A 19760-nucleotide genomic window follows, 5' to 3' on the forward strand; every position below is an offset into this window, starting at 1 on the left:
GATCACACCAATAGGATCCCGGTCTGCCGAGATGTCGGGGGGAGGATCCGCCACGTCTCCCGTCGTACCGCACAATCGCCCATCTTGTCGCGTACCCCCGGCCATGATCTCTACCGTACGGAGACTCGGACAGATCGGCATCCTCCGCTACCGTGGTGATATGACGGATGCGACCGGTAATCTGCGCGCTTCTGATGCCGACCGCGAGGCGGTCTCCGAACGACTGCGGGTCGCCGCCGGCGACGGCCGCATCTCCCTCGAAGAGCTGGACGAGCGGCTCGACAAGGCCTACAGGGCCAAGACCTACGCCGAGCTGGACGAGCTCCTCGCCGACCTGCCGGTCATGGCGCACGTGGCCGCCGCCGAGGAGCCGCTGACGCTGCAGACGCGCTCCGGGCACGTCCAGCAGGTGGGCCCGTGGGTGGTACCGAGGCACATCACCGCCGACTGCGCCTGGGGCAACATCAAGATCGACTTCACTCAGGCGACCTGCGACCAGCGGGAAGTGCTGCTCGACGCCAGGTGCGGGGCCGGCACCATCCTCGTCATCGTGCCCCGGGGCTGGACCGTCCGGCTGGAGAAGGTGACCAGCGGCATGGGGAACATCGTCAACAAGGCCAACGACGCCCCCGTCCCCGGCCTGCCGATCCTCCGCGTGGTCGGCCAGGTCAGCATGGGCACCATCAAGTTCAAGCACCCCCGCCGCTGAGAGTCCTGCGCCTCCCCCGCTGAACCCGCGAACATCCACCAAGTGGGACGCTTATCGACATATACATAATGCATTGATATAAGTTGCTTATGGATCTGCCGGACACGGTCACCACGCGTGACTTCCCCGCCGCCGAAGTGACGTCCGCCCTGGAAGGGCTCGCGCGGCTCGTCCTGCGGCTGGGCCCCCGCGGCGACCTCTCGCTCACCTCGGTGGCCACGCTGTCCACGCTCAACCGTTCGGGGCCCTGCCGGCTGACCGACCTGGCCACGAGCGAGGGCGTGACCCAGCCCGCGATGACGCAGCTCGTCTCCCGCCTCCAGGAGGCCGGGCTGGCCGTACGGGCCGGCGATCCGGAGGACAGGCGCGTGGTGCAGGTGCACATCACCGACGCCGGGCGCGCCGCGCTTGCCGAGCGCCGGCAGGCCCGCGCCGCACTGCTCACCGAACTGCTCGCCCAGCTCGGCGAGGCCGAGCGGGCCTCGCTCGTCGCGGCGCTCCCGGCCGTCCGCAGCCTGACGCGCCTGGCGCCCGACGACCGTTCGGCCGCCCGCCGGTCGGTGTGAACCCTGAATTCCTGGATGGAGCGTATTGATGAGTGGTCATCCCGGCGGCGCGAACGTGAGCCCGTTCAAGCAGCCCAAGGCCGTGTTCGCGGTCGCCTTCGCCTGCGTGGTGTCGTTCATGGGCATCGGGCTGGTCGACCCGATCCTGCCCGCGATCTCCCATGAGCTGAACGCCACGCCGAGCCAGGTCACCCTGCTGTTCACGAGCTACCTGGTCGTGACCGCGGTCGCCATGCTGATCACCGGCTGGGTCTCCAGCCGCATCGGCACCAAGTACACCCTGCTGGCCGGGCTGGCGCTGATCGTCGTCTTCAGCGCGCTCGCCGGCGCCTCGCCCGGCATCGGGGCGATCGTCGGCTTCCGCGCCGGGTGGGGGGTCGGCAACGCGCTCTTCATCGCCACCTCCCTCGCGGTGATCATCGCCTCGGCCAGCGGCGGCTTCGTCGGCGCGATCATCCTGTACGAGGCGGCGCTCGGGCTGGGCATCGCGGTGGGCCCGCTGCTCGGCGGGCTGCTCGGCGACATCAGCTGGCGGGGGCCGTTCTTCGGGGTCGCGGCCCTGATGGCCATCGCCATGATCGCGACCGCCGTGCTCGTGCGCCCGATGCCGCTGCCCGAACGCAAGACCGGCCTGCTGGAGCCGCTGCGCGCCCTCCGGCACCGCGGCCTGCTCACGATGTCGCTGACCGCGCTCTGCTACAACTGGGCCTTCTTCACCGTCCTCGGGTACGCGCCCTTCCCGATGGGCCTCGGCGCGATCGAGCTGGGCTTCGTCTTCACCGGCTGGGGCCTGCTGGTCGCCTTCTTCGCCGTCTTCGGGGCGCCCTGGCTGCAGCGCCGCTTCGGCATCGCCCGCACGCTCTACGCCAACCTCGCGCTCTTCGCCGTGACAGTGCTGGTCATCGCCATCTGGACGACGCACCCGCCCGTGCTGATCACCGCGGTCATCGTGGCGGGCGTCTTCATCGGGGTGAACAACACCGTCACCACGCAGGCCGTGATGACGGTCTCCCCCGTCGAGCGCCCGATCGCCTCAGCGGCCTACGGGTTCGTCCGCTTCATCGGCGGCGGCCTCGCCCCGTTCGCCGCGGGAAAGCTGGTCGAGCACACCAACGTGCACGTCCCCTTCTACATCGGCGCGGGGACGCTCGTCCTCGGCATCGTGATCCTGTCCACGGCCCACGGCCACCTGGCCCACTCGGAGCGGGTCCAGGCGTCCGGCGTGGACGAGACGGCCGAGGCCGGGGAGCCGGCCCCGAAGGTCACCCTCGTCGCCGTCGACGGGACACCCGCCAACGGTCACTCATCGCGGCCCTGATGGACGCCAGCGCCGGCCGCGAGCTGGGACGGCACGCGCGCTGCCACATCCTCATCGTCAACCCGGAGCAGGCCGTCTCCGACCTCGCCGGCTCGGTCGCCTGAGCCTGGCGCACGTGGGTCGGGAACAGCTCCTTCCCGCCCAGCGGCGGATCAGCCCGGAATCGTGAGACCGGCGGGGAGGCCGGTCATGGTGGCCGCGCCGTCCTCGCCGACGGCGGCGCGGACCTCGGCCCCCGCGATCCGCAGCCCCTCCACGGCGACCGCGCCGAGCGGCGCCCCCGCCATGGGGCGGAGCGACACGCGGCCGGAGGGCACGTCGGGGTAGACGCCGACGGCCGCGTGCAGGACGGTGACGGCCGCCGCCGCCGCCCAGGCCTGCGGACGGCAGGCCGCGGGGTAGGGCACGGGCCGGATGACCGCCTCGCGCGCGTCGCCCGCGTACAGCTCCGGCAGCCGGTAGTCGAACAGCTCCCCCACCGACAGCAGACCCTCGGCCAGCACCGCGGCCTCGGCCCCGAACCCGGCACGGGCGAGGCCTCCCACCACGATCGCGGTGTCGTGCGCCCAGATGGACCCGCAGTGGTACGACAGCGGGCTGAACCCGCCGTCCTCCGCGGACATCGTGCGCAGGCCGAAGCCCCCGGCCATGGCGGGCGAGGCGAGCAGGCCCGCGACGGCCGCCGACTCCTCCGCCGACAGCAGGCCGGTGCCGAGCAGGTGGCCGATGTTGCTGGTGAGCGCGTCCACCGGCCGCTTGTCCCGGTCGAGGGCGAGGGCGGGGTACCTGCCGTGCGGGCCTTCGACCCAGAAGTGCGCGCGGAACCGCTCGGCGAGCGCGTCCGCGTACTGGTGCCAGCGGTCGGCGCCGGGACGCCCGAAGGCCGTGAGCAGCGCCGCCCCGTTCCTGGCCGCCTCGTAGGCGTACCCCTGCACCTCCACCAGGGCGATCGGCGCCACGGCCTGGAGCCCGTCGCGGAACCGCACGGAGTCGCCGGAGTCCTTCCATCCCTGGTTGGCGAGGCCGCGCCCGCTGCTGTCGATGTATTCGAGGAAGCCGTCGCCGTCGGGGTCGGCGTCGCCGCCGAGCCATTCGAGCGCGGCCTCCAGCGCGGGAAGCAGCTCCGCCACCTCCTGCTCGGGCATCCCCCAGCGCCAGGCGTCGTGGAGCAGGCTCACCCAGAGCGGGGTGGCGTCGATGGTGCCGTAGTACGCGGCGGGGAGGCGCAGGCCGTTCCCCACGACGTTGAACTCGTGCCGCCGCAGCTCGTGCATGATCTTGCCGGGGGACTCGCCGGAACCGGGGTCGGTCTTCGTGCCCTGGCGGCGCGCGAGGACGCGCAGCGTCCCGGCGGCCAGGTCGGTGCCGAGCGGCAGGAGCATGCGGGCGGCCCAGATGCTGTCACGCCCGAACAGCGTCAGGAACCACGGCACGCCCGCGCCGAGGAAGGTGTCCCCGGGGGCGCCCACCTCGGCCAGCCGCAGCGAGCGCAGGTCGTCGAGCGACTGGTCGAACAGGCGGGTCAGGCGGTGGTCGGCGGCGGTCACGCGCGGCCGTCCCCACTCGACGGGACGGACGGGCGACATCACGACGGCCTTGGGATCCTCGACCCCGACCTCCCAGCGCAGCGTGGCCCGCCCGCGAGGCGCCAGCGTGACCTCCCACCGCAGCCGGGCGTCCCGCCCGGCCGTGCCGGTCTCCGCGTGGGCGTCCTCGCCGTTGACGGTGACGCGGATGCCGTGGAGCCCCCACGCGAGGCGGCCGGGCGCGCCGCCCGCCGCCGCTGCGGGGTGGCTGTCACCACCGGACTTCACCACCTCAATAGGGGCGAAGTCGCACTCCAGGTCGAGCGTGACGGTCGCCGTCACGGTCGCCGAGGAGGTGGACACCATGTCGATGGTCTCCTGCATGCCGCCCGGCGTCACCTGGCGGACGCGGTCGACGCGCACCGTCGGGTCGGGACCGGCGTCGCCGAGCCACCGGGGCAGGGAGACGAACCGCGCGCCGCCCGGCCCGGTGAGGGAGTGGGCGATGTGGTCGGGCTCGCGGCCGTCGACCAGCAGCCTGACCTGCGACAGGGCCCGCGAGTCCGCATGGAAGAAGCCCTGCGCGCCGACCGGGCGTATCTGCCCGTCGGTGCCGCTCAGGGCGCTCGTGGGCGCGAGGACGGCGCTGACGAGGTCGTGCAGCAGCGGCTGGAGCCTCGGTGAGACGTCGGGAGTCGCGTCAGGGGGCGCCCCGAAAGCCGTTTCGAGGTCTGCCACGCTGGTGGAGACGTCCTCGACTTCGGGTGTTGCTCCGTGGTCGAACACCGATGGGCCCCCTGGGTCACGTCGTGCCGGCGCCGCATGGCGGGATTGCCTCCGCTTGCAGCTTACGAAACATTGGCTTTACTTGAACGATCCAATCGTGCCATAGTCCGTGTTGAACGATCAAATGCCGAAAGGTGCCCATGGCCGACAAGGTGACGATCGCCGATGTTGCGCGATACGCGAGCGTGTCGCGGCAGACGGTGTCGAACGCGCTGAACTCCCCGGAAGTCGTCCGCGAGGAGACGCGCCGCCGTGTGCTGGAGGCCGTGAAGGCGCTCGGCTACCGGGCGAGCCAGGCAGCGCGCCAGATGCGCACCGGCAGGTCACAGCTGATCGCCGCGCGCATCGAACCGGCACAGGACGACGGCATCAACGGCTTCGTCTTCGACCGTTTCCTGCACGGGCTGACCGAGTCCGGGGCACGGGCCGGCTACCGCGTGCTGCTGTACACCGCGGACGACCACGAGGCGGAGCTGGCGACGTTCGACGACCTGCTCGGAGTGCACGAGCCGGACGCCTTCGTGCTCACCAGCATCAACTACGGCGACCCCCGCACCGGCTGGCTGCTCGAACAGCGGATCCCGTTCGTCGCCTTCGGACGGCCGTGGGGCGTATCGCCGGACCGGCAGTACCCGTGGGTCGACGTGGACGGCGCGGCGGGCACCGCCATGGCGACCCGCTACCTGCTCGACCTCGGCCATCGGCGCATCGGCTTCCTCGGGTGGCCCTCGCAGTCCGGCGTCGGCGACGACCGCAGGGACGGCTGGGCCCGCACCCTCGCCGCCGAGGGCGCGAGCCCGGCCGAGATCGCCGAGCTCGACTACCGGACCCACGACGGCGTGCCTCACGGGGAGGCCGCCGCCCATGCCCTGCTCGACGCCGACCGCCCGGTGACCGCGCTGGTCTGCGTGAGCGACTCGCTCGCCCTCGGCGCGCTCCAGGCGGGCAGGGGCATCCCCGTCATCGGCTTCGACGACACGCCGGCGGCCAGGGCCGTGGGGCTGACCAGCGTCAGCCAGCCGCTCGCCGAGGCCGCCGCCCGCTGCGTGTCCCTGCTCATCAGGGCCCTCGCGGGAGACGGCGCGCGGGCACGGCAGGCGGGCAAGGACGTCGGGGGACGCACGGACGAAGGTGACGTGGAACGGGGATCCACGGCCACCGCCACCCCGGAGGCCCAGCCGGCACACGTGCTGCTCCAGCCATCGCTGGTCCGCAGACGGTCGGCCTGAGCGTTCCGGAAACTCACCACCCATCACGAAGATCAGGACAGCGCGATGAAACGCAGACACCTCCGGACGGCGGCGTTGGCAGCGGCCGCCTGCGGCACCCTCTTTGCCTCGGCGGCCTGTGGCAGCGGCTTCGACGACAACGCCGGCCAGAGCCCCACCACGCAGAGCAGCGGCCCGGCCTCCCTGCAGATCCTCATCGGCTCCTCGGGCGACGCCGAGACGGCCGCCGTCAAGGACGCCGCTGCGGCGTGGGCCACGGCCAGCGGCAACACCGCGACCGTGACGCCCGCGCAGGACCTCACCCAGCAACTCGGCCAGGCCTTCGCCGGGGACAACCCGCCCGACGTGTTCTACGTGGACGCCGCCCGCTTCGCCGACTACGCGAGCGTCGGCGCGCTGGAACCGTACGGGGACAAGATCTCCAACCCGGACGACTACTACGAGAGCCTGCGCACCACCTTCACCCGTGACGGCAAGTTCTACTGCGCGCCCAAGGACTTCTCCACGCTCGCGCTGATCGTCAACGACGACCTGTGGAAGAAGGCCGGGCTCGGCGAGTCGGACGTGCCGGCCACCTGGGAGCAGCTCACCTCGGTCGCCGAGAAGATCAAGGCGAAGGGGCTCGTTCCGCTGGCCCTCGGTGACACGCGCGACCGCATCGGGGCCTTCATGGCCGAGGCGGGCGGCTGGATCACCAGCCCCGACGGCAAGCAGGCCACCGCGGACACCCCCGAGAACCTCAAGGCCCTGGACTACGTCCGGTCGATGCTCAAGGGCGGGCTGGCGAAGTACCCGAAGAAGCTCGACTCCGGATGGGGCGGCGAGGCGTTCGGCAAGGCCAAGTCCGTGATGACCATCGAGGGCAACTGGATCAAGGGCGCCATGAAGGCGGACTACCCCGACCTCAAGTACACCGCCTACGAGCTGCCCGCCGGCCTGAAGGGCAAGGGCACCCTCTCCTTCACCAACTGCTGGGGCATCGCGGCCAAGAGCAAGCACAAGGAGCAGGCGATCAGCTTCGTCGAGGCGATGACGAAGGTGGACCAGCAGATGGCGTTCGCCCGCGCGTTCGGCGTCATGCCCTCCCGCCAGTCGGCGAAGGAGCAGTTCACCAAGGAGTTCCCCGACGACACGGCGTTCGTGAACGGCGCCGACTACGCCCAGGGGCCCGTCAACGCCCCGAAGATGGACAGCGTGCTGGCCGACTTCGACGCCGGGCTCCAGCAGCTCGACACCACCGCGCCGAAGACCATCCTCGCGCGCGTGCAGAAGAACACCGAAAGCGCTCTGACCGGCTGAGCGTTCCCGCGTAAGGCCCCGGCCCGCCACCTCGTCCCGCGATGCGGGCGAGGCGCGGGCGGGGCCCACGGCACCTCGGGAATCTCTACCGGAAGGAGGTAGACAAGGTGGACATCACTTCCGAGAGCGCCCACCGCCGTATCGGCCGCAGGTCCGCCACCAGGGAGAACCTCGCGGGCTGGCTGTTCCTCGCGCCCGTCGTGGTCATCCTCGGCCTGTTCATGCTGCTGCCCATCGTGATGGCGCTGTGGGTGAGCCTGACCTCCTGGAACGGCCAGGGCAGCCCGTTCACCGGCAAGGTGCCGTTCGTGGGGCTCGACAACTACACCCGGCTGTTCACCCGTGACGACCTGGCCCGCCAGGACTTCATGACGAGCATCCGCAACAACGTGTACTACGTGGCGATCGTCGTGCCGGCGCAGACCGTGCTGGCGCTCGGCCTGGCGCTCGTGGTGAACAGCCGCATGCTCAAGGGCAAGACGTTCTTCCGCAGCGCGTTCTACTTCCCCTCGGTCACCAGCTCGGTGGCCATCAGCGTCGTCTTCCTGTTCATCTTCGCCAACTCCGGCGCGGTCAGCAGCCTGCTGGCGACGTTCGGGATCAGCAGCCCCGAGTGGTTCTCCGACTCGCGCGGCCTGCTCCACCTGTTGCTCGGCGGCCTCGGCCTGGTCGACACCGACGCTCCCCCGGCCGCGCTGACCGACGGCGGTCCGCTCGGGCTGTCGTGGTGGGACTGGCTGTCCGGCCCGAGCGTCGCCATGTGCACGATCATCGTCCTGGTCGTCTGGACGACCTCCGGCACGTTCATGCTGATCTTCCTCGCGGCGCTCCAGGACATCCCGGTCACGCTGGAGGAGGCGAGCCTCCTGGACGGGGCCGGCCGCTGGCAGCGCCTTCGCTACGTGACGCTGCCGATGCTCAAGCCCAGCCTCTTCCTGGTGCTGACGCTCGGCCTGGTCGGCACCTGGCAGGTGTTCGACCAGGTGTACGTGATGAGCCAGGGCAACCCCGCCAAGACCACGCTGACGCCCGCGTACCTCTCGTACCGGACGGCGTTCCGCAACTTCGACTACGGGTCGGGAACGGCGATCTCGTTCATCCTCTTCCTGATCATCGTGGTGCTGACGCTGGTGCAGCGATGGGTGATGCGCGAGCGCGTCGCGGACGCGGGCCCTCGCACGCGAAGGAGCTCGTGACATGGCCGTGAACACCCACCGGAGAGCGAACCGCCGGCCGGCGGACGGCAGGGGCCTGGTCTCCACCTTCGTCGGGTACTCGGTGCTGGTCTTCTCGGCCCTGGTCTTCCTCTACCCGTTCGTCATCCAGATCGCGAACTCCTTCAAGACCGAGCCGGACGCCTCGGCACACCCGCTGTCGCCGATACCCGACCCCGCCACGCTGGCGAGCTACGACCGGGTCTTCTTCGGGACGGACCTGCCCATCTGGCTGGGCAACTCGCTCCTGGTCACGATCATCGTGACCGTCGGGCGAGTCTTCTTCGACTCGCTCGCGGGGTACGCGCTCGCGCGGCTGCGCTTCCGCGGCAGGCGGGCGATGTTCGCCACCATCGTCGCGATCATCGCCGTGCCCGGGGTCGTACTGTTCATCCCGAAGTTCCTGGTGCTCAACCAGCTCGGCATGTACGACAGCTACTCGGCGCTGATCCTGCCGGTGATCGTGGACGCGGCCGGGGTCTTCATCATGAAGCAGTTCTTCGACTCGATCCCGGTGAGCGTCGAGGAGGCCGCGCGCATCGACGGCGCGGGGGTGTTCCGCACCTTCTGGTCGGTCGTGCTGCCCATGGGGCGCCCCGCCCTGATCACGTTGACGATCATGTCGTTCCAGGGCACGTGGAACGAGTTCCCGCACAGCCTGGTGGCGGTGCAGAGCCCGAGCCTGTTCACGCTGCCGCGCGGCCTGGCCGACCTGGTCAGCGGCTCCCTCGGCACCGGCACGCAGTACCCCCTGAAGCTCGGCGCGGCGGTGCTCGCCACCATCCCGGTCGCGATCATCTTCGTGGTGTTCCAGCGGTACTTCATCAGGGGCGCCAACGAGGGCGCGGAGAAGGGCTGACCCGACCGGCCCGGCCCGCCTCGGGCCGGGCCAGGACGGTCAGAGCAGGCGCTTGATGTCGCCGTACGCCCGGTAGAAGCCGCCGCGCTCGGACGAGCGGATGCCCTGCACCAGGTAGCGCGCACCAGCCTGGCGCACCCCCTTGGGGAACTGGACGTTCCACTGCGGGTCGTACCCGGGGCTGAGCACGCGGACGCGGAGGCGGTCGCCGTCGCGGACGCACTCGACCACGATGCCGTCGTCCGCGCGCGAGGTGCTCTCGAGGACGACGGACGGCTCCACCACGGCGAGGCTCGCGGCGGCCTTGACGTCCACCGGCTCGGGGACGGTGCCCGCCTGGGCCGCCCTGATGGCCTCCTCGCTCGCGTCGACGCAGGCCAGGGTGCCGTTGGTGGTCACGATGTACAGGCGGTCGTCGAGGAACTGCATGGAGAACGCCGACCCGCACCCGGTGGCGAGCTTCCACAGCCGCTCGCCGCTCTGGTCGAAGCAGTAGATGGACGAGTGGTTGTCCCCAGCGAAGACGAAGCGCCCGTCGGGCGCGGCGGCGCAGGAGAACACCGCGCCGTCGCAGCGGTAGACCGCGCCGACCGCGCCGTCCTCCTTGCCGAGGCGGTAGACCTTGTTGTGGCTGGTGCCCGCGTAGACGGCGTCCTCCTCCTGCCAGCCGAACAGCACCTCGCCGTCGACGCCCGTGTGCCACACCGGCGTGCCGTCGGCGGCGTCATAGCGGGCGACGCCCCGGGAGTGCCCGTGGTAGACCGCGTCGTCCTCGCAGCGCACCATCCACGCGGCGTTCCCCTCGCCGCTCCTGGCCCACTGGAACTCGTCCTCGTGGTCGATCGTGGTGAGCCGCCCCGCGCGGTCGGAGACGCCGAGCACGCCGTCGTGGATGTCGAGCCAGTAGATGTCGACGTCCTCGGCGATCTCGTACGCCACGCGCGGCACCTTCCCGCTCAGGTCGTAGACCCTGCCGTCGTCGGCCCCCGCGTAGATCCAGAAGTCGTCGGCCACGATGCACTTCACGCCGTCGGGAAGCCGGATGTGGCCGGTGACCGTGCCGCCGTGGGTGACGGTGTAGACGTCGCCGTTCTGGTTGCCGACCCAGCACCGCTCCTCGTCGACGAAGATGCCGAACGCCGCCGCGCCGCTGGCGAACCGCCACAGCACCGGGGCCTGGCTCGCGGTCGAGCGGGTGCTCACCATGGTGCGCCGGGTGACCGTGCGCCGCGCCCGCGCCCCGCGCACCGCCTGGGCGTACCCCTTGCGGACCTTCTCGCCGATCTTCTTCGCCGCCGCGGCCTCGGCCTTCTCGGCGGTCGCGAAGGCGGAGACCTTGGTCTGCCCCTGCTCGCCGATGCGGCCGTAGGTGATGGTCACCTGCGTGCCCGAGACCACGACCTCGTAGAACTTGTGCGCACTTCCGGCGTCCTCGGACAGCTCGAGATATGTGCTCCGCGGCGGCATTCGGCATCCCTTCCTTGATCGAATGACCGGGAGCGTACGGGAGCCGTCCGACAAAATCATTTCCCGATCCCAAACCCATGTTTACCTGCGACGACGCGGGCAACGCCCAAAGGAGGGAACGCCGCCACCGGCATTGGAGGCAAGCCATGGCGAACGTGTTCGAAGTTCTCGAACGGGACCACGAAGCGGTCAGGCACCTGCTGGACCAGCTGGAAGCGGGGCCCCCCGTGGTGGGCGTCAGCGAGTACCAGGGGCTGCTGGCGCGCAAGCAGCAGGTGAACAGGCTCATCACCGAGGAGTCCAAGCACGAGGCCGTGGAGGAGGAGTACTTCTGGCCGGCCGTCCGCGAGCTGGTCCCGCGCGGTAACGAGCTGGCCGACCACGCGATCAAGCAGGAGCAGGAGGCCAAGTTCCTGCTGAACGACCTGATCGACTTCGAGCCGGGCCACATCCGGTACGAGGAGATGCTCGTCGGGTTCATCAACGATGCGCGCGAGCACATCGCCTACGAGGAGGAGCAGGTCTGGCCGGAGCTGCGCCTGGTCATCAGCCCCGAGCGGGCCATGGATCTCGGCGCGAAGGTCGAGCGGGCCAAGCGGATGGCGCCGACCCGCCCGCACCCCCACACACCGCCGAGGCCCGGGCTGCTCAAGGCGACCAGCCCGTTCGTGGGCACCGCCGACCGGCTCCGCGACCTGGTGACCGGCCGCGACCGGCGCTGACGGAGCCGCACGTCACCGGCCTGGGAAGGATCCTCACCGGCTGAGGCCCGCGAGGATCCTCACCGGCTTGGCCTGCGAGGATTCTCACCGGCTGAGGCCCGCGAGGAAGCGGGAGGCGATGGGGGCCGCGACCGCGGCGCCGGTGCCGCCGCCCTCGACGATCACCGCGAACGCCAGGTCGCCCTGGTAGCCGATGAACCACGAGTGCGTCGGCGGCTCGTCGCCCGAGCCGAACTCGGCGGTTCCGGTCTTGCCCGCCGTGCCCGGCGGGAACGCGACGGCGCTCGCCGTGCCCTCGCTCACCACGGCCGGCATCAGCTTCCGCAGCGCGCTCACGACCGCGGGCTCCAGCCTGCGGGGCGCGGCTCCGCCCGCGGGGACCAGCGACGGCGGGACGAGCCGGGGCTGACGCCAGGTGCCGTCCGCGATGGCGGCGGCCACCGTCGCCATGTTGAGCGGGCTGGCGAGCACCCGGCCCTGGCCGATGGCGGCCGAGGCTAGGTCGGTGTCGTCGTGGGGGTCGGGGAACTCCGCGCGCACGGCGGGCACTCCCGGCGTGATCGGGGCGCCGAACCCGAAGCTGCGGGCCACCTCGGCGAGCCGCGAGCCGCCGAGGTCGTCCACGCTCATGCTGCCGAACGTCGTGTTGCACGAGTGGGCGAAGGCGTCACGGAACGACAGCCGCCCGTAGTCGTGGAACTCCGCGTTGTGGAAGGCGAACCCCCCGATCGTCTGCTCGGGCGGGCACTCGACGGTGTCGTCGGGGGCCACGCCGCCGGCGACCAGCGCCGAGGCCGTCACCACCTTGAAGGTGGAGCCCGGCGGGTACTTGCCGAGCAGCGCCCGGTTGAAGCCCCCCGGCCGGTTGACCACGGCCAGCACCTCGCCGGTCGACGGGCGCAGCGCCACCAGGGAGGCGGGCTTGGACACCCCTTCGAGCGCCGCCGCCCCCGCCTGGTGCACCCGCAGGTCGATGGTGGTGCGGATCGACGAGCCCGAGACCGCCTTGCCCGTCGCGACCGTCTTCAGCGGCCGGCCGCCCTTCACGATCTCCACCCGCGCCGAGGGCTTCCCCTTCAGGCGCGGGCCGTACTCGGCCTTGAGCCCTTCCACGAGCTGCAGCACCGACCCCGGGGCCGACGGGGTGTCCACGCGCGTGCCGTCGGCGGCCGTGATCGGCGCCGACTCGGCGGGGACCTCGGTGATCTTGAAGCGCGTCCCGGCCTTCAGGTCGACGTGGATGGCCGAGGGCGAGAAGGACACCCGCCACCCGTGGTCGCGCTCGACCAGCCGCAGCGTGCCGGTGTACCCGAAGTCGACCGGCCCCCGCAGCTCGGCGCGGAAGTCCACGGTGGTCCCGGCCTCGCCCTCGCGCGCCGCCCCCGGCGTGAAGCGGGCCGAGGTCAGCTTCAGGTCGTCGTGGAACCCCTTGTACCACCGCTCGAAGTCGCCCGGCGGGTTCACCACCAGGGTGCGCATGGCGGCGTAGTCGCTCTTCGACCAGGCGTCGAGATATCGGGCGGCCGTCTCCTCGGCCGAACCCTGGGTGCGCAGCGCCCACACCACACCGCCCGCCACGGCGAGCGGCACCATCACGGCCGCGATCACGGCTTTGCGTCTCATCGATCCCCCTTCGACTACCAGGAGGACAGCAGACGCGACGGCATGATGTCCAATATTGGTATATGGCTTGCACTGATAGTGATTCCGATATAGTCGCTGCTGATGGACCTCGTACGGCACCTCCGCTACTTCACCGTGGTGGCCGAAGAGCTGCACTTCGGCAACGCGGCGGTCCGGCTCGGCATGGCGCAGCCGCCTCTCAGCCAGCGCATCAAGCGGCTGGAGGAGGAGCTCGGCGTGCGCCTGTTCGACCGCTCCAGCCGCCAGGTGCGCCTCACCGAGCCCGGCAGGCTCCTGCTCGTCGAGGCGCGCGACATCGTCGGCCGCGTCGACCGCCTCCGCGAGCTCATGGCGCGCGCGTCGGGCGAGGGCGTCGAGAGCCTGCGCATCGGCGTGCCGCCCGACCTCGGCGGGTCCGCCATCGCGGCGCTTCTGGCCGGGTTCCGCGACGCGCACCCTGAGGCGCGGCTGGCGCTCACGGAGATGTGCACGGCCGACCAGGTCAGGGCCCTGGCCGAGGGCGGCCTGGACGGCGGCGTGATGCGCCACCCGGTGAGCGGCGCCGGGCTGAGCTTCGGCCCCGTGCTGGTGCAGCATCCCGGCGTGCTGCTGCCCGAGGGCGATCCGCTGGTCGCCTTCTCCTCCGTGCACCTGGCCGACCTGGCGGCGCGGCACCTGGTCCTGTTCCCCCGCGAGAGCGAGCCCGGCCTGTACGAGGAGACGCTGACCGAGTGCCGCCGTCACGGCTTCGTCCCTGCCGAGGTGCACCACGGCCGGCACCCGCAGTTCACGCTGGGGCTCGTCCTGTCCGGCACGGCCATCGCCTTCGGCCCCCGCACCGAGCAGCCGGGGGTCGCCTGGCGCCCGCTGCTCGGCGACCCGCTGGCCTGGCGGGTGTCCGTGGCGTGGCAGCGACCGTCCGAAACCATGACCGGGTTCTGCGCGGTGGCGGTCCGCGTGCTGCGGGACAATGCCGGGATGGTGGACGACGGCGCGGCGCGGGCCCGGCGCATCAGCCCCCGGCCGGCCTCCGGGCTGCTCGCATGAGGCCCCCGGACCTCGCGGGCATCTTCCGCGCGGCCTCCGTCACGGGCAACCTCCACGCGATCGACCTGGACACCGGCGCCGAGATCGGCATCGGCCCCGATGATCCCGTGGTCCTGTCGTCGGTCTTCAAGCTGCCGCTGCTGGTGGAGTTCTACCGGCAGGCCGAGGCCGGCACCCTCGACCCCGCCGAGCCCTGCCGCGTGCCGACCGCCGAACGCACGGCGGGCGGCACGGGGCTGGCCGCCATGCTGGACGACGCCACCCTCTCCCTGCGCGACCTGGCCTACCTGATGATCGCGGTGAGCGACAACGCCGCCGCCGACGTCGTGGCGCGCCGGGTCGGGCTGGGCTCGGTCAACGCCATGCTCGTGGCCCACGGGCTGAAGGACACCTGGATCGAGCACGACTGCCGCGGGCTGCTGGCGGCGCTGGAGGCGGACGCGGCCGTCCTGACCGAGCCGCTGGATCCCCGTACGGTCGGCCTGCTGCGCGTCCTGGACCCGGCGTGCACCAACCGCAGCACCGCCAGGGAGATGACCCGGCTGCTCGGCATGGTCTGGCGGGACCAGGCCGCGGGGTCCGAGGCGTGCGCCGCGATCCGCCGGCTTCTCGGCCTGCAGGTGTGGCCGCACCGCCTGTCGTCGGGGTTCCCCTATGACGACGTCGTGGTCAGCGGCAAGACGGGGTCGCTGCCGACGATCCGCAACGAGGTCGGCGTCGTGGAGTACCCCGACGGCGGGCGCTACGCCGTGGCCGTGTTCACCCGCTCGATCGGCACCGCCCAGAACCAGCCGAGGGCCGACGCGGCGATCGGCACCGTCGCCCGCGCGGCGGTGGACCACCTCCGCTCACTCTGAGGTGACGTCTCCGAGTTTCGGAAAGCCACGCCGGTGTTCCGTGTGTGGTCCGGAACGTGTGGTGTACGGCACTTTCCCGGTTCCCCCATGTGTGCGCGCCACGCTGGACCGGCGACAGCGCGTAGTGACATTACTCGAATAGGCAGTCATTTCGGGGGACGCCGGTCCAGCGCCGGCACATGGCAGGAAGAGGTGTCACCATACGTACAGATATCACCGCACCCGCTTCGCGAGCGTCCCGGGGGCGGATCGCGATGCTCGGGCTACCGTTCGCCGTAACCTCCTTGGCCGGGCCCGCCCTCTCGACGGTGGCCGGCGGCACGGCCCACGCGGCCGCGACCGGCACAGAGCAGGCCGCCCTGCCCGGCACGGCGCGGGACGTGACCGTCACCGTGAACACCGTGACCGGCGAGCCCATCAACGTACGGGCCGAGGCGTCGGCCGACAGCAGGATCATCGGCACGCGCCGGGACGGCCAGCGGGTCACCATCGTCTGCCGCAAGGTCGGCGACCCGGTCTCCGGCACGTACGGGACCAGCAGGTACTGGGACCTGATCAGCACCGGCGGCTACATCGCGGACGCCTACCTGAGCACCGCGTCCGGCACGCCGGTGGTGCCGCTGTGCGGCCGCGCGGCGAACGAACCGCCGCACCGGGCGCTCGCCCCGCACATCCACGTCGGTTTCGTCTCCCACCACCGGTGACCGGCACGGGCACATGACGAAGGCCGCCGCCCGGCGAGGGGACGGCGGCCCTCGTGGCCCGTCAGCGCGGTGACCGGCCGGCGCTACCGGGTCAGCAGTAGCCGAGCATGGTGGAGAGCGCCGACTTCTCGCTGCTCTGGACGGTGAGGCCCCACTTGTACTTCACGTCGACGTAGGCCTTCGCGTAGGTGCACCAGAACGAGGTGAGCGGGGGCTTCCAGCTCGCGGGATCGGAGTCCCCCTTGGCCTGGTTCACGTTGTCGGTCACGGCCCAGAGCTGGGGGTTCGTCAGGTCGTTGGCGAAGGACTGGCGCTTGGCGGTGGTCCAGGCGTACGCACCGGAGCGCCACGCCTCGGCGAGCGGCACCATGTGGTCGATGTCCACGTCGGAGGCGGCGGTCCAGGTGGCGCCGTCGTACGGGGAGGTCCACCTGCCCGAGGTCGGGTAACAGCTGGAGTCGGTCACCACCCCGGACCCGTCGCGCTTGAGCACGGTCTCCCGGGTGTTGCAGGCGCCGGAGATGGTGATCCAGTGCGGGAACAGGCTGCGGTTATACGTGCCGGAGTTCCTCTCGATGTCGACGGTGAGGGCGGCCAGCTCGGACCGTGCCGTGGTCACGGACGGGATGTTCGGCGGGGTGAAGGCGTTTGCGGCGGTGCTCGTTGTCACTGTGGTGACGGCGAACGTCAGGGCGGTGGCCGTGGCGAGGAACGCGACTCGTCTCACGAGTCTCTCCTTCTGTCTCTGGACCCGTCCCAGCGGGGAGTGCCAGGTCCAAGGGGGGTTGATGAGACAGACGGACCATTTCACCGCACCACATGTCGGGAAATATCAGCCTTTGCTGACACCAATCGGTCAAATTGGTCAGGAGATGCCGCTAGCCACAGAGGGAACGTCGCTTACCAGCGGGAACACCGGCCCGGCGCCCGCCACCGGACGCACGCCCGGCCCGAACGCCCCGCGAACTTCCGATGAACAGGGCGATTTCCCGGCGTTCCGAGTCGCCCGCGCCCCGTCGAGGCGGGTGCCCGAACATGCCGGAGGCCCGGCCGGCGTACCGGTCGGACCTCCGGGAAGGAAGGGGGGCCTACGCCGGATCAGTCGACGTCGACCCAGTTCATGGTGCGGTCGACGGCCTTCTTCCAGCCGGTGTAACCCTCCGCGCGCTTCTCCTCCGCCCAGGTCGGCAGCCAGCGCCGGTCCTCGTTCCAGTTGCTCTTGAGCTCATCGGTGGAGCTCCAGAAGCCGAGGGCGAGGCCGGCGGCGTACGCGGCGCCGAGCGCGGTGGTCTCGGCCACGACCGGCTTGGACACCGGCACGCCGAGGATGTCGGACTGGATCTGCATGCACAGGTCGTTGGCGGTGACGCCGCCGTCGACCCGCAGGACGTCGAGGTGGACGCCCGAGTCGTTCTGCATGGCCTCGACGACGTCCCGCGTCTGGTAGCAGATCGCCTCCAGCGTGGCCCGGGCGATGTGCGCGTTGGTGTTGTACCGGGACAGCCCGACGATCGCGCCGCGCGCGTCGGAGCGCCAGTAGGGCGCGAACAGCCCGGAGAAGGCGGGCACGAAGTACACCCCTCCGTTGTCGTCGACCTGCCGTGCCAGCGACTCGCTCTGCGCCGCGCCCGAGATGATGCCGAGCTGGTCGCGCAGCCACTGGACGGCCGAGCCTGTCACGGCGATCGAGCCCTCCAGCGCGTACACCGGCTTCTCGTCGCCGAACTGGTAGCAGACGGTCGTGAGGAGGCCGTGCCGCGACCTGACCAGCTCGTTGCCGGTGTTGAGCAGCAGGAAGTTGCCGGTGCCGTAGGTGTTCTTGGCCTCGCCGACGCCGAAGCAGACCTGGCCCACGGTCGCCGCCTGCTGGTCGCCGAGGTCGCCGGAGAGCGGGACCTCGCCGCGCAGGGGCCCGTCGGCCCGTGTCACGCCGTACAGGCCGGGGTTGGCGGACGGCTGGATCTCCGGCAGCATGCGGCGGGGGATGCCGAAGAACGACAGCAGCTCGTCGTCCCAGTCGAGCGTCTCGAGGTTCATCAGCATCGTGCGGCTGGCGTTGGTGGGGTCGGTGACGTGCACGCCGCCGTCGGTGCCGCCGGTGAGGTTCCACAGCAGCCAGGTGTCGGTGTTGCCGAAGACCGCCTCCCCCGACTCCGCGGCCTCGCGCACGCCGTCCACGTTGTCGAGGATCCACTTGATCTTGCCGCCGGAGAAGTACGTCGCCGGGGGCAGCCCCGCCTTGCGGCGGATGACCTCGCCCTTGCCCTCGCGCTCCAGCGCGCTCGCGATGCGGTCGGTGCGGGTGTCCTGCCAGACGATGGCGTTGTAGTACGGCCGTCCGGTCCTGCGGTTCCAGACCACGGTGGTCTCGCGCTGGTTGGTGATGCCGAGCGCGACGAGGTCGGACGCGGACAGGTCGGCCTTGCCGAGCGCGGTCTCGACGACCGCGCGGGTGCGCTCCCAGATCTCCACCGGGTTGTGCTCGACCCAGCCCGCCTGCGGGAGGATCTGCTGGTGTTCGAGCTGGTGGCGGGCGATCTCGTTGCCGCCGTGGTCGAAGATCATGAAGCGGGTGCTCGTCGTGCCCTGGTCGACCGCTCCAACGAAGTCAGCCATGTAGTGTTGCCTCCTTTGTGCCCTGCGGATGTGCCGGCCGGGGCCTCAGACGGTTTCCCTCTCGGCGGGAACGGTACCTGGCTCGGGCTCCCCCGACTTGGGCAGGAAGCGGGCGACGAGCACCTGGTAGAGCCCGGCCCCGAGCACGCCCCCGATGACGGGCGCCACGATGGGCACCCAGAAGTAGAGGTTGCCGTACTGATCTCGCCAGGCCGTGCCGTACCCGGTGAGGAACGAGGCGAGGCGGGGGCCGAAGTCACGGGCGGGGTTGATGGCGTAGCCGGCGTTGGTGCCCCAGGCCATGCCGATCGCCACGACGATGAGGCCGACGACGAACGGCGCCAGGTTCGCGGCCGGGGAGTTGTTGCTCAGGTCGGTCACGGCGAGAATGAGGAACAGCAGGATCGCCGTGCCGATCACCTGGTCGCGGAAGGCCCCCCACTCGTGCACGGGGAGGGCGCCGTTGCCCGGCAGCGTGGAGAAGACGCCCTGGGTCTTGATGGTGTGGCCGGGGTCGGCCATGGCGAGCACTTCGCTGAAGTTCCACCTGACCAGCAGCGCGGCGACGAAGGCTCCTGCCACCTGCGCGAGGGAGTACGGCAGGACCTTGCGCCACTCGAAGCCCTTGAAGACGGCCAGGGCGACCGTGACGGCGGGGTTGAGGTGCGCGCCGCTGATGCGGCCGGCCACGTAGACGCCGAGCGTGACGCCGAGGCCCCAGGCCCACGCGATGCTGTCGTGGTCGCCGATGCCGCCCGCGACCACTTGCGCCACGACGGCCGTTCCGAAGAGGATGAGGATCAACGTGCCCGCGAACTCCGCGGCCAGCTCACCGAGCAGGCTGGGAGCTTCCCTCGGTTCGGCCATGTCTTCTCCTTCACTCTGTCGCCGTGCGACTCACCGCGGTCCCGGGACCGCCGTCAAGGCGAAGACCGGTCACACCGCCGGCCACCCTTTGGGGCCTGACACCTCGCTGACCCTGTGACCTGCAGCAACACTGCACCCATGACCAAGCAAGCCGCGTTCACGGCAGAGCCAAGAATCCTTTGCTGACATATCCCGACTCGGGGGGTTATGTTCGGCACTGTTACCGTCCTCGCACGAGTCACGGTTCCCGACTATGAAGAGTTGACACGGATTTTCCACCGCGAGATGGCCTCCCCTGTGGAGGCCGACCCCCGTGACGCGGCGGCCGTACGGCCCGCGGCCACGTACTGC

At 70.9% G+C, this 19760-nt stretch carries 17 protein-coding genes; 11 read left to right on the plus strand and 6 right to left on the minus strand.

All coding sequences use genetic code 11. The features are described from left to right. Positions 1 to 160 precede the first annotated feature (160 nt). From ACOZ38_RS37985 to ACOZ38_RS37995, 3 genes are all read left to right on the plus strand, one after another. Positions 161 to 709 (plus strand): DUF1707 SHOCT-like domain-containing protein, encoded by a 549-nt coding sequence (locus tag ACOZ38_RS37985; RefSeq protein ID WP_424535791.1) that lies wholly within the window; start codon positions 161 to 163, stop codon positions 707 to 709. 89 nt (positions 710 to 798) lie between these two features. After that, a complete protein-coding gene (locus ACOZ38_RS37990; RefSeq protein WP_424535792.1) occupies positions 799 to 1275 on the plus strand; it encodes a MarR family winged helix-turn-helix transcriptional regulator in 477 nt (158 codons plus the stop codon). 28 nt (positions 1276 to 1303) lie between these two features. Beyond that, positions 1304 to 2593, plus strand: coding sequence for an MFS transporter (locus ACOZ38_RS37995; RefSeq protein ID WP_424535793.1), 1290 nt, complete (start codon positions 1304 to 1306; stop codon positions 2591 to 2593). A 152-nt stretch (positions 2594 to 2745) separates the two neighbouring features. Here the strand turns inward: ACOZ38_RS37995 and ACOZ38_RS38000 are convergent, their stop codons facing one another. Beyond that, positions 2746 to 4857: a glycogen debranching N-terminal domain-containing protein gene (locus ACOZ38_RS38000; RefSeq protein WP_424535794.1), complete on the minus strand. Its 2112-nt coding sequence runs from the start codon at positions 4855 to 4857 to the stop codon at positions 2746 to 2748. A 188-nt stretch (positions 4858 to 5045) separates the two neighbouring features. On the opposite strand from ACOZ38_RS38000, the gene ACOZ38_RS38005 reads away from it, so the two are divergent. The 4 genes from ACOZ38_RS38005 (at position 5046) to ACOZ38_RS38020 (ending at position 9506) form a co-directional block, all read left to right on the plus strand. After that, positions 5046 to 6134, plus strand: coding sequence for a LacI family DNA-binding transcriptional regulator (locus tag ACOZ38_RS38005; RefSeq protein WP_424535795.1), 1089 nt, complete (start codon positions 5046 to 5048; stop codon positions 6132 to 6134). A gap of 45 nt (positions 6135 to 6179) precedes the next feature. Next, positions 6180 to 7433 (plus strand): sugar ABC transporter substrate-binding protein, encoded by a 1254-nt coding sequence (locus ACOZ38_RS38010; protein WP_424535796.1) that lies wholly within the window; start codon positions 6180 to 6182, stop codon positions 7431 to 7433. Positions 7434 to 7540: 107 nt separating this feature from the next. Then, complete coding sequence (locus ACOZ38_RS38015) at positions 7541 to 8629, plus strand: carbohydrate ABC transporter permease (RefSeq protein WP_424535797.1); 1089 nt, start codon at positions 7541 to 7543, stop codon at positions 8627 to 8629. 1 nt (position 8630) lies between these two features. Continuing rightward, entirely contained in the window at positions 8631 to 9506 is an 876-nt protein-coding gene (locus tag ACOZ38_RS38020) for a carbohydrate ABC transporter permease (RefSeq protein WP_424535798.1), read from the plus strand. A gap of 39 nt (positions 9507 to 9545) precedes the next feature. Here ACOZ38_RS38020 and ACOZ38_RS38025 read toward each other — a convergent pair whose 3' ends face one another. Then, a complete protein-coding gene (locus ACOZ38_RS38025; protein WP_424535799.1) occupies positions 9546 to 10973 on the minus strand; it encodes a WGR domain-containing protein in 1428 nt (475 codons plus the stop codon). A 146-nt stretch (positions 10974 to 11119) separates the two neighbouring features. On the opposite strand from ACOZ38_RS38025, the gene ACOZ38_RS38030 reads away from it, so the two are divergent. Next, a complete protein-coding gene (locus ACOZ38_RS38030) occupies positions 11120 to 11695 on the plus strand; it encodes a hemerythrin domain-containing protein (RefSeq protein ID WP_424535800.1) in 576 nt (191 codons plus the stop codon). Between the two features lie 84 nt (positions 11696 to 11779). Here the strand turns inward: ACOZ38_RS38030 and ACOZ38_RS38035 are convergent, their stop codons facing one another. Then, positions 11780 to 13318 (minus strand): penicillin-binding transpeptidase domain-containing protein, encoded by a 1539-nt coding sequence (locus tag ACOZ38_RS38035; protein ID WP_424535801.1) that lies wholly within the window; start codon positions 13316 to 13318, stop codon positions 11780 to 11782. Between the two features lie 102 nt (positions 13319 to 13420). Between ACOZ38_RS38035 and ACOZ38_RS38040 the strand changes: the two genes are divergently transcribed. From ACOZ38_RS38040 to ACOZ38_RS38050, 3 genes are all read left to right on the plus strand, one after another. Continuing rightward, positions 13421 to 14365 (plus strand): LysR family transcriptional regulator, encoded by a 945-nt coding sequence (locus ACOZ38_RS38040; RefSeq protein ID WP_424535802.1) that lies wholly within the window; start codon positions 13421 to 13423, stop codon positions 14363 to 14365. Continuing rightward, on the plus strand, positions 14362 to 15222 hold the full coding sequence (locus ACOZ38_RS38045) for a serine hydrolase (RefSeq protein ID WP_424535803.1): 861 nt from the start codon (positions 14362 to 14364) through the stop codon (positions 15220 to 15222). The genes ACOZ38_RS38040 and ACOZ38_RS38045 overlap by 4 nt, the downstream gene beginning before the upstream one ends. Before the next feature lie 284 nt (positions 15223 to 15506). Then, positions 15507 to 15926 (plus strand): hypothetical protein, encoded by a 420-nt coding sequence (locus tag ACOZ38_RS38050; protein WP_424535804.1) that lies wholly within the window; start codon positions 15507 to 15509, stop codon positions 15924 to 15926. Positions 15927 to 16017: 91 nt separating this feature from the next. Here ACOZ38_RS38050 and ACOZ38_RS38055 read toward each other — a convergent pair whose 3' ends face one another. The 3 genes from ACOZ38_RS38055 to ACOZ38_RS38065 all read right to left on the minus strand — a co-directional run bounded on the left by ACOZ38_RS38055 (position 16018) and on the right by ACOZ38_RS38065 (position 19409). After that, on the minus strand, positions 16018 to 16653 hold the full coding sequence (locus tag ACOZ38_RS38055) for an HNH endonuclease family protein (RefSeq protein ID WP_424535805.1): 636 nt from the start codon (positions 16651 to 16653) through the stop codon (positions 16018 to 16020). Between the two features lie 371 nt (positions 16654 to 17024). Further along, a complete protein-coding gene (gene glpK, locus ACOZ38_RS38060) occupies positions 17025 to 18542 on the minus strand; it encodes a glycerol kinase GlpK (RefSeq protein WP_405140957.1) in 1518 nt (505 codons plus the stop codon). Positions 18543 to 18587: 45 nt separating this feature from the next. Next, the gene (locus tag ACOZ38_RS38065; RefSeq protein WP_424535806.1) at positions 18588 to 19409 is read right to left on the minus strand and encodes an MIP/aquaporin family protein; all 822 of its coding nucleotides are present in this window, start codon (positions 19407 to 19409) and stop codon (positions 18588 to 18590) included. Between the last annotated feature and the right edge of the window lie 351 nt (positions 19410 to 19760).

The organism is Sphaerisporangium viridialbum (assembly GCF_049674955.1).
Classification (GTDB): domain Bacteria; phylum Actinomycetota; class Actinomycetes; order Streptosporangiales; family Streptosporangiaceae; genus Sphaerisporangium; species Sphaerisporangium viridialbum.

Excerpts from the sequence above, each read along its gene's own strand:
- ACOZ38_RS38030 (WP_424535800.1), top strand. The coding sequence starts at position 11,120 with ATGGCGAACGTGTTCGAAGTTCTCGAACGGGACCACGAAGCGGTCAGG.
- ACOZ38_RS38005 (WP_424535795.1), top strand. The coding sequence starts at position 5,046 with ATGGCCGACAAGGTGACGATCGCCGATGTTGCGCGATACGCGAGCGTG.
- glpK (WP_405140957.1), bottom strand. The coding sequence starts at position 18,542 with ATGGCTGACTTCGTTGGAGCGGTCGACCAGGGCACGACGAGCACCCGC.
- ACOZ38_RS37995 (WP_424535793.1), top strand. The coding sequence starts at position 1,304 with ATGAGTGGTCATCCCGGCGGCGCGAACGTGAGCCCGTTCAAGCAGCCC.
- ACOZ38_RS38035 (WP_424535801.1), bottom strand. The coding sequence starts at position 13,318 with ATGAGACGCAAAGCCGTGATCGCGGCCGTGATGGTGCCGCTCGCCGTG.
- ACOZ38_RS38045 (WP_424535803.1), top strand. The coding sequence starts at position 14,362 with ATGAGGCCCCCGGACCTCGCGGGCATCTTCCGCGCGGCCTCCGTCACG.
- ACOZ38_RS38010 (WP_424535796.1), top strand. The coding sequence starts at position 6,180 with ATGAAACGCAGACACCTCCGGACGGCGGCGTTGGCAGCGGCCGCCTGC.
- ACOZ38_RS38065 (WP_424535806.1), bottom strand. The coding sequence starts at position 19,409 with ATGGCCGAACCGAGGGAAGCTCCCAGCCTGCTCGGTGAGCTGGCCGCG.
- ACOZ38_RS37985 (WP_424535791.1), top strand. The coding sequence starts at position 161 with ATGACGGATGCGACCGGTAATCTGCGCGCTTCTGATGCCGACCGCGAG.
- ACOZ38_RS38020 (WP_424535798.1), top strand. The coding sequence starts at position 8,631 with ATGGCCGTGAACACCCACCGGAGAGCGAACCGCCGGCCGGCGGACGGC.
- ACOZ38_RS37990 (WP_424535792.1), top strand. The coding sequence starts at position 799 with ATGGATCTGCCGGACACGGTCACCACGCGTGACTTCCCCGCCGCCGAA.
- ACOZ38_RS38025 (WP_424535799.1), bottom strand. The coding sequence starts at position 10,973 with ATGCCGCCGCGGAGCACATATCTCGAGCTGTCCGAGGACGCCGGAAGT.
- ACOZ38_RS38040 (WP_424535802.1), top strand. The coding sequence starts at position 13,421 with ATGGACCTCGTACGGCACCTCCGCTACTTCACCGTGGTGGCCGAAGAG.